The 11,130-nt window shown below is 63.9% G+C and carries 11 protein-coding genes; all 11 read right to left on the bottom strand.

What is annotated here, in order from left to right:
- A partial coding sequence (locus tag WCE35_RS14540; RefSeq protein ID WP_424594037.1) for an LON peptidase substrate-binding domain-containing protein occupies window positions 1-1,098 on the bottom strand: 1,098 nt, incomplete at its 3' end.
- An 11-nt stretch (window positions 1,099-1,109) separates the two neighbouring features.
- Complete coding sequence (locus tag WCE35_RS14535) at window positions 1,110-1,517, bottom strand: Hsp20/alpha crystallin family protein (protein WP_424594036.1); 408 nt, start codon at window positions 1,515-1,517, stop codon at window positions 1,110-1,112.
- 108 nt (window positions 1,518-1,625) lie between these two features.
- The gene (locus tag WCE35_RS14530; RefSeq protein WP_424594035.1) at window positions 1,626-2,234 is read right to left on the bottom strand and encodes a nucleoside deaminase; all 609 of its coding nucleotides are present in this window, start codon (window positions 2,232-2,234) and stop codon (window positions 1,626-1,628) included.
- 154 nt (window positions 2,235-2,388) lie between these two features.
- Window positions 2,389-2,604, bottom strand: a complete 216-nt coding sequence (locus tag WCE35_RS14525; protein WP_424594034.1) for a ChaB family protein — start codon at window positions 2,602-2,604, stop codon at window positions 2,389-2,391.
- A 32-nt stretch (window positions 2,605-2,636) separates the two neighbouring features.
- Window positions 2,637-3,053 carry a DUF3775 domain-containing protein gene (locus WCE35_RS14520; protein ID WP_424594033.1) on the bottom strand — a complete coding sequence of 139 codons (417 nt, stop codon included), beginning with the start codon at window positions 3,051-3,053 and terminating at the stop codon, window positions 2,637-2,639.
- Window positions 3,054-3,325: 272 nt separating this feature from the next.
- Window positions 3,326-5,566: a molybdopterin cofactor-binding domain-containing protein gene (locus WCE35_RS14515; RefSeq protein WP_424594032.1), complete on the bottom strand. Its 2,241-nt coding sequence runs from the start codon at window positions 5,564-5,566 to the stop codon at window positions 3,326-3,328.
- Complete coding sequence (locus WCE35_RS14510; protein WP_424594031.1) at window positions 5,563-6,027, bottom strand: (2Fe-2S)-binding protein; 465 nt, start codon at window positions 6,025-6,027, stop codon at window positions 5,563-5,565. The genes WCE35_RS14515 and WCE35_RS14510 overlap by 4 nt, the downstream gene beginning before the upstream one ends.
- 327 nt (window positions 6,028-6,354) lie before the next feature.
- On the bottom strand, window positions 6,355-6,732 hold the full coding sequence (locus tag WCE35_RS14505; protein ID WP_424594030.1) for a response regulator transcription factor: 378 nt from the start codon (window positions 6,730-6,732) through the stop codon (window positions 6,355-6,357).
- Entirely contained in the window at window positions 6,729-7,607 is an 879-nt protein-coding gene (locus WCE35_RS14500; RefSeq protein WP_424594029.1) for a S1C family serine protease, read from the bottom strand. The genes WCE35_RS14505 and WCE35_RS14500 overlap by 4 nt, the downstream gene beginning before the upstream one ends.
- Before the next feature lie 220 nt (window positions 7,608-7,827).
- On the bottom strand, window positions 7,828-8,877 hold the full coding sequence (locus WCE35_RS14495; protein ID WP_424594028.1) for a 2Fe-2S iron-sulfur cluster-binding protein: 1,050 nt from the start codon (window positions 8,875-8,877) through the stop codon (window positions 7,828-7,830).
- Window positions 8,877-10,778 carry an ethylbenzene dehydrogenase-related protein gene (locus WCE35_RS14490; protein ID WP_424594027.1) on the bottom strand — a complete coding sequence of 634 codons (1,902 nt, stop codon included), beginning with the start codon at window positions 10,776-10,778 and terminating at the stop codon, window positions 8,877-8,879. The genes WCE35_RS14495 and WCE35_RS14490 overlap by 1 nt, the downstream gene beginning before the upstream one ends.
- Between the last annotated feature and the right edge of the window lie 352 nt (window positions 10,779-11,130).

Genomic DNA, 11,130 nt, shown 5'->3' with positions numbered 1-11,130 from the left:
GATCGGCGCCTTGCCGTCCGGCGCCAGCTTCCGCACCGCAAGATATTCGATGATCCGGGTCTTGATCTTCTCCAGACCGTAGTGATCCTCGTCAAGAATTCGTCTCGCTTCGGCGATGTCGATCGGTTTCTCTTCGGACAGGCTCCAGGGCAGATCAGTCAGCCAGTCGAGATAACTTCGAATCATGCCTGCCTCGGCAGCGCCCTCCGGCATCCGCTCGTAGCGGCGAACTTCCTTTCGCGCCTGGCTTTCCGCTTCGAGCGGCATCCTGGCCTTTGCGATAGCCTCGTTCAGTTCCGCCACCTCCTGCGTCTTTCCGTCGCCTTCCCCGAGCTGGCGCTGAATGGCCGCCATCTGCTCGCGAAGGATCGCCTCGCGCTGACGCTCGTCGAAAGCGGCCTTTGTCTGTTGTCCGATTTCATGGCTGAGCCGGAGCACTTCGATACGCTCGGCCAAATGCCGCGAAGCCTTGTCCATGCGAAGCGCAAGGTCGACGGTTTCGAGGATCTCCTGTTTCTCCTGCGGCTTGATGTCCATGTAGGACGTCGCAAGATCAGCCAGCGTCGAAGGCGAGGTGGTTCCTTGCAGAACGGCGATCAATTCCTGCGGAGCTTGCGGAAGCAGTTGTGCTGCTTCGATGGCCTGCCGTTGCAAATTCAGAAAGCGGGCCTCGATTTCCGGCGAACTAGTCGTGGGTTCCGGTATATGAAGAACGCGGGCCGCCAGAAAAGGCGCGCCCGGCAGAAATTCAAGCACCCGCATCCGCTGCACGCCCTGGCAGACGATGTGATGACTACCATCCGGTCCGGTAATATAGCGCACGATATTGGCCACGGTGCCGACACGATAGAGATCGTCCGGCCCCGGTTCGCTCAACTCCGGATCGCGCTGCAGCAGAAGGCCGATCTGCCGCTGCTCGCGCACGGCCTGCTGTGCCGCGGCGATCGAACTCGCCCGTCCGATGGTGATCGGGATCACAACGCCGGGAAGCAAAACGGTGTTGCGCACTGGTACAATGATCAGCGCGTCCGCGGGAATTGAAGGCGGTTGATCGGCGAATGAAGTCGGCGCGGAGGCTGCTTCGTTGGGCGGCGACATCGAGCCTCTCCTCAGCTGGATTTGGTGAGGCGCAAGCCGACACAGCCGTTTGCCGCGAAGCGGCTCACCGTGTAGCGACCGGATGGCAGCGGAATACGGCGCTCGAACCGTCCCTGCGGCAGTTCGAGGCGGAGAATTCGGGCGCTGCGAAGTTCCGGGGGCAGCACGCGGCGTCCGCTGACAATGAGTGTCCCCTTGTCGATCAAGGCTTCGACCTCGCCGGGATCGACACCCGGCAGCGCGATCAGGATCAGCAAATCGTGCTCGGTCTCCAGCACGTCGATCGGCGGCTCCCAGCTCGGCTCGCGCGCACTGGTCCACGGCTGGAGATTGAGGAATTGCTGGTGCAGGCGCTCGGCGCGGGCAAGCGTCTCGATGGCGTCGGACAGCATCCAGTTGATGGGGTCTTTGGTGGGCATCATATCTCTCGCGTCGACATGAGGATTTTCAGAGGGGATCAAAGTTCGCGCATGCGCCAGACCTTGGCACCGAGCGATGGATACATCAATCGGTCGTGCTATGTCGGCTCATATCTGCCTTGCTCGATCAATCAGGCGATTTCGTAGAAGCCCCACCAGGCCGGCGGCGAAGCTGCGCGCACGAGACACCCGGGCGCCGCCGCCGTCGCCAACACCGACGAATACGCCCCTCGCCTTGATCACCTGCCAAATCAGCGGATTCCAGTTATGGAAGACGGCTTCAACCTCTTTCTGCAAGAAGCCGGAGACGATCTCTGGGGCCGGCAGAAAAACTTCAGGCAAGGCGGCTGAGAGGTTCGCATCTGAAAGGATATCCCAGCGGGAATGCCCACCCATCAGCGGCGATCGAAGGCCATAGACGACCCGTCCAATCCGGGTCTCGCGAATGGCATAGGAGCATTGAGCGCAAGGTTCGACGATCGAATATATCGTGCAATCCGACAAATCCGCGCCGTGGATCCGCTGCGCGGTGGAAATAGCGACAATTTCCGCGTGGCTGTTGACGTCGCGGTCTCGGCGAACCCTGTTGGTCGACTCACACACCAAGGCACCGCTGCGCGCGATAACGGCTGCGAACGGATATTCCCGCTCGCTGACCGAGGAGCCGGCCAATGCTGTGCAGCGCCGCATCATGCGCAGGTCCGAATCGCTGTCCATCCGGGGCATCTTGATAACTCTCACTCTAACTCTTCGAGTGTGCGAGACTCAATGCTGGACAAAGACCGAGACGATTGACCCAAATCAAAAGCGCACTGCATCCGATGGCGTATCGGAACTTGTCTGGAAGCGGCGCGCCGTGAAGTCCGCCTTCCTATCGGAGGTCACGCGCCACCCAATGGTCGTCGTCCTTGACATAAGACCGCTTCACAGCCGCCCACGCGATGCGGTGCGCGATTTCTTCCTGCCGGCTGTCTCCCGCATGGGCTGCGAAGGCGTGGTTGAACGCAGCCCGATAGATGTCCTGCGCATGGGGCGGAAGGTGGTCGCGGACCGATGCTGGAAGATCGGCATTGATGCGGTAGGGCATCGGTTTCCCCACTGAAGCAAAGGCTTGCCTGTTCAGAGCAGTTCCTCGAACTCTTGCGCAGAGCGGCCGAATTTCGAAAGCGCTTCTTCCAGGTGATCGGCCAGCATCGGCATTCCCAACAGATATCTGGCGGTTCGCGTGTTGTGCGCGCGGGCGGCTTCGGCGCGAATTTCATCCCAGTTTTCGATGTCTCCGTCGCCGCGCCCGAGCCAGGTGAGGGCGACAAGATCGATCTGCTCGTCCTCGTTCAAATCGTGGATAAAGCTTGTCAGTTCAGAACGAACCGGATCGTCGGTCCGGTCCTCCAGCACAGAACGCATGCCGTCGTCGCTCGCATTGGAGCCCGATCCTGGGTCGGTCAGGCCATCCTTGACGTCGAATTGGCGAGCCTTGGCGGCAATGAAGAACGCTTTTTCGGGCGAAATCGACAGCGTCGGGAGTTCGGGCATCGCATGCCTCACCAAGTTCAAAGGGCGGAAGCTTTATGCGCGCTCGCAAGGAGTTTGGGGTTGAGGGAGATCAAGCGATTGAGAGGTTTGGCGATGCAGAGGCTCCGCTTGTGGCTGCGAAGCTCGCATCGCGCTGCCTTATTTGCAGGACACGGGGCGCCTGCCGCGTCCCACTGCCTCAGGTACGCGACCAGCTGGCTCGCCGGATAGGGGGCCGGCTCGCGTCACGTCCGGGAGCCCACCCCCAGTGAACCAGCCCATACTTTCTCCCGTCAGGCGAACTGGATGTGTTTGTTCAGCGGCAGTTCGCGGATGCGTTTGCCGGTGGCGGCGAAAATGGCATTGGCGAGGGCCGGAGCGGCGGGCGGGACACTGGGCTCTCCGATGCCGCGAATCGCGCTGGCGCTGGTGAGCGCGCGAATCTCGATCCTCGGCGTCTGGTAAAGCCGCATGCCTTCGAAGGCATGGTAGTTCGTCTGCTGGGCGATCCCGTCGGCATAGGTCAGCTCGGCATTCATGGCATGGCCCAGTCCCCAGATCACGCCGCCCTGGATCTGACTTTCAAGATTCTGCGGGTCCAGCACCTTCCCGACATCGACGGCGACAAACACCTTGTCGATCCTGATGCCCTTGGGCGTATTGGTGACTTCGACCACTTCGGCCACCGGCACCCCGAACGAAAGCGTGAAAGCCACGCCACGACCGCGATCCTTGCCGGGATCGCTGCCCCAGTTCGACATCTCGCCCACCGCCTCGAGAACTTTCCGCGAGGGCTCGTGCCAGCACAGCCGCAGCCGCTCCTTCAGCGGATCGGCGCCCGCGGCGTGGATCAGTTCGTCGAGGAAGCCATCGTGCAGGAACCCGTTGCCGGAGGCTCCGACCGAGCGCCACGAACTCACCGGCACCAATTCGGGGACACGATAACCGGTCACGCGATAATGCGGAATCCTGAATGGTTGATCCCAGGCGCCGGCCACAATTGCAGTGTCCGGTCCGGGCAGCGACATGTTCAGCCGGCCGGTCTGCGAGGCTGTGACCGACGGGCAGGCGATGCCGAGATCGTAGGCTTCTACCTTTCCATCCTTCACGGCACCGCGCATGCGGGCCATGCCGAGCGGCCGCGGGAAGTCATGGGTCATGTCTTCCTCCCGCGTCCAGGTCATCTTGACAGGCCGGCCCTGAAAAGCTTTGGCGAGTTCGACGGCCTGGCGGACGTAATCATCTTCCAGCCGCCGGCCGAAGCTGCCGCCGGAGATCTGGGCATGGAGATGAATGTTGGCAGGTTGCAGCCCGGTGATGGCCGCGGCGCTTGCGACCACGAAGCGCGGAATTTGCGTGCCGGTCCAGATGTCCAGGCGCCCGTCCTTGAGCTGGACCATCGCGTTCATCGGTTCGAGCGGCGCATGCGCGAGGTAAGGAATCCTGTATTCGGCCTCGATGACATTGGCTCCCTTCAGCGCGCTCTCGACGTCGCCTTCGTTCTTGAGCTGGCTGTCCTGGCGACCCGGGATGAAGGAACCTGCAACTGTCTCGAACATGGCCGCCGAGGTCGCCGGATACGGCGCGGGACCCCAATCGAACTTGATCAGGCTGGCGGCCCGAAAAGCGCGCCAGGTGTTGTCGGCGATCACGCCGACGCCGCCGGCGACAGGCACGATCCTGATAACGCCCTTCGACTTCTCGGCGCCGTTGGCGTCGTAGCCCTTCAGGCCGCCACCCAGACGCGGATTGCTGCGAACCGTCGCATAGACCATGCCGGGCATCTTGAGGTCGATGCCGAAGGTCGCGGTGCCCGTCGATTTGGACACGATATCGATGCGCCGCATCGGCTTTCCGAGGTAACGCCACTCTGCCTCCGGCTTGAGCCTGACGTTTGTCGGCGGCTCGATCGTCGCCGCGGTCCTGGCAAGGGACGCGTAGCTCAACGACTTGCCATCCGGCGTGATCACGGCGCCGTTCCTGGTCCTCAGATCGGCCTTTGCGATACCGGTTTGGCTGGATGCTGCCAATAGCAGCACCTCTCTGGCCACCGCGCCGGCGATCCTCATCTTGTCATAGGCGTCGGGCACGGTGGAAGAACCCCCCGTGATCTGCAGACCCAGAAACTTGCCGGCGGCATCGCCCGCGGTTCGCGCGCCGCGGGCGAGCAAGCCGTCATCGGTCGCGGCGATCGGGAAGCCTTCGGCCAGCACCTTGCCGTTGTAATACGCAGCACTTGGTGGACCCGGATCGACCTTGATGTCGTTCCAGTCGAGATCCAGTTCCTCGGCGACCAGGGCGGCCTGAACCGAATAGGCGCCCTGGCCGAGATCGGCCCGCGGGGTGATGATCGTCACGCCATTCTGGTCGATCCGCACGTAAGGCGTCAGTGCGGTCTCGCCGTCGCCGAGCCCGTCGAGCAGAGGGTTGGCGGGCGACCGCTTATAGGCATAGTAGCCAAACGCAACGCCTCCCGCGATCGCCGCCGAGCCGACCAGGAAAGAGCGGCGCGCAATGGTTCCGATGCGGCTCATGATCTGGATTTCCTCAAATTCGCGGCGGCAGCTTTCACGGCAAGCCGGATCCGCGGATAGGTGCCGCACCGGCAGAGGTTGGCCGACATCGCGCGATCGATCTCTTCGTCGGTCGGCTCGGCATTGACGCCGAGCAGCGAAGCCGCCGACATGATCTGGCCGGGTTGGCAGTAGCCGCATTGCGCGACCTGAAGCTCGACCCATGCCGCCTGCACGGCGTGCATCGCTTCCGGCGACCCCAGCCCCTCGATCGTGGTGATTTCGCCGCTGATATCGCCGACCCGCAGCGAACAGGATCGCACCGCCCTGCCATCGACGTGCACGGTGCAGGCACCACACATGGCGATCCCGCAGCCGTATTTCGGCCCCGTGATCCCAAGCTCGTCTCTCAACGCCCAAAGCAGGGGCATGTCGGATTCGATCTCCAGCTGATGCGTCTTTCCGTTGACCTTCAGTTCCATGCAACCTCCAGAGCGAGCCAGGTCGGCATTGCGATGCCATGATGGTCCGCGAAGCCTGTTACGCGCCGATCGCGACAAAATTTGGCAAGGCGCCTCAATATCCGGGGTTTTCATCGCCAGCCGTTTTGGCTGCCGCCGGCGCCGATGACCGGTAGTTTGATACGATCACCTGCCCGTCAGGGGTACGGACATAATCATGCCTTGACGCTGATGTCTTCGATCCTCGCATCGAGACCCTGATACCCCGGGCTCGTTCGCCCGCACACCGTAATGGTCAGGGCCGCGGGTTGCGCTTCGATACGGGTTCGACATCCGGCATTTTCGACCTCACAGGTTGATGACGCCGCGCCTGGCGGCGTGCGCCACGGCATCGGTGCGCCCGGTGGCGTCCAGTTTCTCGAGCAGCGAGCCGACGTGGAATTTGGCGGTATGAATCGAGATTCCGAGTTGCCTCGCGATGCTCTTGTTCGAGGCGCCTTCGGCCAGCAGGGCGAGAACATCCTGCTCGCGCGGCGTCAGTTCGATTCCGGTCGGCTCGACGGCGCCTTGCGGGCCGCGCGAGACGATCGCGACGGTCGCCATCTCGCCGGGCATGGCAAGTCTGATGCCGCTGATGTCGCCGAGCAGCGATGTCAGCCGGTCGGCGAGCTCGGCATCGGCGATCTCGACGGCGATCACGACGGGTGCGGAGGCGTCGGCGGTCACGCCTCCGGCCTTTCGCCGATCGTCAGCTTGAATAGTGCTGGCTCGCCCGCGCGCCTCACGGCGACCTCCGCGATCGAACCGACGCTTTCGGGGCCGAGCCTGCGCAGCAAGGTGCGCACACCCGCGAGCTTCTCGCCGTTCCAGCTGACGATCACGTCACCCTGTCGAAGACCGGCGGCGGCCGAGGGGCCGGCGCTGTCCACACTCATGACCATCGCGCCGATCCCCTCATTGTCGAGTTTCACCGGCTGAAGGCCGACCCCGAGATATCCGCGCGCAATCCTGCCATGGCTCTCGAGTTTGCCGGCGACCCGATCGATGGTCGCGGCCGGAATCACGATGACGCGCCGTACTCCGAGCACCGCCATGCCGATCGCCTTGCCTGCCGCATCGAGCGCGAGACCGCCCTGGTGGTTGTGGCGCATTCTGACGTCGAGTTCGATCCGGGAGTCGATCTCGCCGCCGCGCAGGCTGCGCCAGCGTTCGCCGACCAATGAGACCAGACCAAGCGCGGCGGTGGGCGTGCCGCGATCCGCGGCCACGACGACGGAAAGCGAGCCGAGGACGGGAACCTCCCGCGTCAAATGCACCGCCGCGGCGGTCCTGGTATCCAGCCGCAACAAGGCGATATCGGTGGTGTGGTCGCGCCCGGCGATGGTCGCCGGAACGACCTCGCCGCTGGCTAGCCGCACGGAAACCTCGCCCTCGTCGGCCAGCGTCTCGTCGGCGGTCACGACCAGCCCGGACTTCCAGACGAAGCCGGATGCGCGCGATCGATGCGAATGCACGGAAACGATGGCGGGCGTGATCTGTGCGACGACGCCCGCGATGGCGGAAGACAGCGAGGAAAGTGAAACAGCGGCGGGATCGGACATCGGAAACTCCTCCTTTGGGGCTGCCGCCAATTTGGGAGTTTCGAGCGCTCTCCGGTACTGCCCGGATGGGCAGGGCAGCCGGGCGCCATGAGGTGGCGGAGAGGTCCCTATTGCCACTGAAACCGGGTAACGCCGGCGGAGGGAGAGCCACGCTCCATCGCCTTGCCACCGGTTGCGCGTACGGCGAGCATAAAGCCTGCTCCTCGTCTCCGTGGGTTTCTCACCGCGCCGCGGATGAGCCTGGGTGCATCATGACGGGGCTGCTTTTGGGCTCGTTGAACCAGCCGGTCAGGCGTGACATCAGGTGAACCTGTTCGGCCGGTTTCGCGTCCGGCAGGAAGGGGTCGGTGTAACAGCGGGCGCCCGCGGCCATCGCAATCCGTGCCACGCTATCGGTCATGGCCGGCGCGCCGGCGGTGTAGACGACATCGTCCGGCGACAGGTTCGGCAAGTGATCGGTCGGGCGGCCATGACGAACGGCGTGGGAGACGTTCTGCGGCTCCGATACGACGGGAATGATCCTGACATTCGGAAACAGCGCAAGGCGGCACAGCGCGGCATGCATGTACAGCGACTGGATGGTCCGCGCCGCCACCACGAATATCAGTTCGCGTTGCGGGCGTTCCATGATCGCGCCGACCGCGATCGACCACATCGGGGCGAAGCCGGTGCCGCTGGCGACGAGGACGGTCCGGCCGGGATGATCTGCCCGCAGGAAAGCGCTGCCGAACGGTCCCGTCAGCCTGACGCGGTGCCCGACGCGGATTTCCCGGCCAAGCGCCGAGGATACGATTCCGTGATCTAACCGCCGGACGTGAAAATGCAGCACGCGGTCATGCGGGCGCCCCTCCAGCGGATAGGTCGGGCTGTAGGTCCTCGCCGGGTATCCGCGGAACTGCAGCTTGCAATACTGGCCGGGAAGGTATTCCGGCGGTTTTTGCAGTTCCAGGTCGACGCCGATGACGTCGGGCGCCAGACGAACGATTTCGGCCACGCGCCCCGTGCTGCTAACCTGCTCCGGGACCGCCTCGGTTACGATCTCAAGGTCGGAGACGATCCGCGCCTGGCAGGCGTGGATCATGTCATCGCCCCGGGTCTGGCCGCCGAACACCCTGCCTTCAACCAGCCGCACGCGACAGGCGCCGCAAATCCCGGAGCGGCAGTCATGGGGAAGGTCAATACCAGCCGTCAACGCCCAGTCGAGCAGCAAGTCGCCGCAACGCGCGAGATAAGGCTCGTTGTTCAGTCTTACCTTGCAAATCCGCGCCATTATTCCACCTCGAGACGAATTGGCCGGACGTGCCGGGTATGCCTGATCTGGCTGCGATCGAACGCCGCGACCCGCATGAAGGTACCGGTCTTGATCGGCACGTCGTATCGGCTGTTTGTGTCGATGCGGCGGGCCACCTCCAGCGCCCAGTGACCGGAAGCCCAGCGTGCCGCGCAGCGGACGTCGGCGCGGTCGCCGGAGAATTCGCCGGCGATGACGACGCCGGGAATCACGGTCCCAATGGGGATGCGGGCATCCTCTTCCGGCGAATACGGTATCGACTCCGCGTCGGTCATGAACCAGCGCGCAGCGTCGCTCTCGCCATGATCGGGATCGAGATCGATGTCTCCCATTGCAGCGACGGTTGCCGCAAGAACGCGGGGCAGGCGGCGCGGCAACACCGTTCGATCGCCGCCGCCTGAGGTGCCGGCTTGCCTGACAAAATTGTCCGCGTAGTTCGCAACTCCCGGATCGGGTGCGAAGCCGCCTTTGTAGGGCTCGACATTGCTCGCCTGCAGGGGGGTTGCTTCCAGCGGCGGGCCGAAATGCGCGTCGTCCATCCATCCGGTCGGGCCGCCGCTGGTCGCCTTCCATTGCCAGATGTCGACATAGTCGGTCGCGCCCGAGGTGTAATGAAGGCCGCGGCCGGTCATGGTGGCGGGCGCGTCGGTGAGCGGTTGGGGACTGGCATGGAAAGTCCGGTCGCCGGCGAGGGTCAGATCCAGCGTGGTCAGCAGCACCGAAAACTTGTCCTCGTTGTATTCGTGCTCGTCCCCGGTGTCATAGCCGTTGTGGAGCATGCGCCATCCGTCGGCTTCCTTGACGAGCGGCAGATGTTTCAGCGAACGCGTCGGATCTTCCCATGTAAACAGGAAATATGCCCACGTGCCGTCGTGCACCGCGCGAATCTCGATCCTCGATTCCCCCTTGCCGTCGAAATTCCCTCCCTGGCCGGTCATCAGGGAGAACGGCTGGATGTCGCGCCAGGCGCGGTCCGACGTGTCGCCATCGAGAACGGGCGCGGCTGCGCTGTCGATGCGGTGAACCCGCAGCTGGTCGACGGCCACGCGGTCGGCTGCGACGATCATCGAGGCGCCGATGATGGCAACGGCCGATGCGACCACGAAAGGGTTGGATTGCAGCGTCGGGTCTCGTGGCTTCGACGCACGGCCTTGCGGCGATGTTGCCGGCGGCCGTTGCGCGATCGAATTCCCGACCGCCGGCCGTTCGCGCGGACGATCTCCGCGCGCCAGCGCCGGCTGCGGGCCTCGCAACGTGCCGTCGCGTTCGGGGTCGTGTTGCAGCCGCGCCGATTGCTCGACCAGCAACGTCAATAGCTCGACCGCATCGAGTTGCGGCGGCGGCGGTGCAAGACGCGTCGGTCGCAAGATGCGAAGCAGCTGCGATGCGCCGCCGACCGCGTAATGCGTCAGGACATGAAGTCCGGCAAAGCTCAGTATGACCCAGGTCCCGTACCAGTGCACCATTGCCATGTCGTGACCGGCGAAATAGCCGAAATACAGCAAACCGCCGCTGATGATCAGCGTCAGCATGGTGACGAAGAAGATCCAGTAGAGGATGACGTTGATCGCGCCCAGCCTTGTCTGCCCCCGCCTGAAAAGCCCTCGCACGCGAATCCAGTCCAGCTGGATGCGACGCCCGAGGCCGGCGCGGACCAGATAGATCGCGTATGCGACCGACACCGCAAACAGCACGACGGCGGCCTGCATGTGCGCGGTCCAGACGCTCTCGCGCGGCAGCACGGCGTCGAACAGATTGATCCAGGTGCGTTCAGGCGCTTCGGAGGCGATGCGCAGACCGCTGACCAGGGCGATCGCAAAAGCGGCGACGAGCAGCCAGTGCAGGATGACTGTTCCATAGTCGGTCTTGCGTGGTCTCACCGGCGCGCTCCGTTGCTTCTGAGGCCGCAACGGACATTGTTGATCCGCCAAAAACCGTTGTTGGTGTCACACAAATCCCTGTCCCCAATCGCGGTCCGCCGGGCCGGCGAACGATTGCTCCCTCTCCCTGTGCGGACGTTCCGCCGCATTCGTTGATGGGTGAAATGCTGGCACCAAGTTGAATGGTCCGACCGCCTTCCGGCGTCCGTTAACGCACGCCGGAAGGCAGGTGGTTCAGCGCCACTATCCCCAAAGGTGATGCAAGTGGTGCGCCACCTCGCCAAGCGCCCCTTGGTGTATTTCGGCAAACTGCCCATTGCCATGGGGCGCCTCGACCGCCGCGGGAGCAAGC

The organism is Bradyrhizobium sp. (assembly GCF_049691595.1).
Taxonomy (GTDB): domain Bacteria; phylum Pseudomonadota; class Alphaproteobacteria; order Rhizobiales; family Xanthobacteraceae; genus Bradyrhizobium.
Note: the sequence above shows the minus strand (reverse complement) of the source record. Positions and strands in the feature narration are given on the sequence as shown.

Bases quoted from the DNA above. Each gene is read 5' to 3' on its own strand.
- WCE35_RS14535 (WP_424594036.1), bottom strand. From the start codon at position 1,517: ATGCCCACCAAAGACCCCATCAACTGGATGCTGTCCGACGCCATCGAG.
- WCE35_RS14530 (WP_424594035.1), bottom strand. From the start codon at position 2,234: ATGGACAGCGATTCGGACCTGCGCATGATGCGGCGCTGCACAGCATTG.
- WCE35_RS14525 (WP_424594034.1), bottom strand. From the start codon at position 2,604: ATGCCCTACCGCATCAATGCCGATCTTCCAGCATCGGTCCGCGACCAC.
- WCE35_RS14520 (WP_424594033.1), bottom strand. From the start codon at position 3,053: ATGCCCGAACTCCCGACGCTGTCGATTTCGCCCGAAAAAGCGTTCTTC.
- WCE35_RS14515 (WP_424594032.1), bottom strand. From the start codon at position 5,566: ATGAGCCGCATCGGAACCATTGCGCGCCGCTCTTTCCTGGTCGGCTCG.
- WCE35_RS14510 (WP_424594031.1), bottom strand. From the start codon at position 6,027: ATGGAACTGAAGGTCAACGGAAAGACGCATCAGCTGGAGATCGAATCC.
- WCE35_RS14500 (WP_424594029.1), bottom strand. From the start codon at position 7,607: ATGTCCGATCCCGCCGCTGTTTCACTTTCCTCGCTGTCTTCCGCCATC.
- WCE35_RS14495 (WP_424594028.1), bottom strand. From the start codon at position 8,877: ATGGCGCGGATTTGCAAGGTAAGACTGAACAACGAGCCTTATCTCGCG.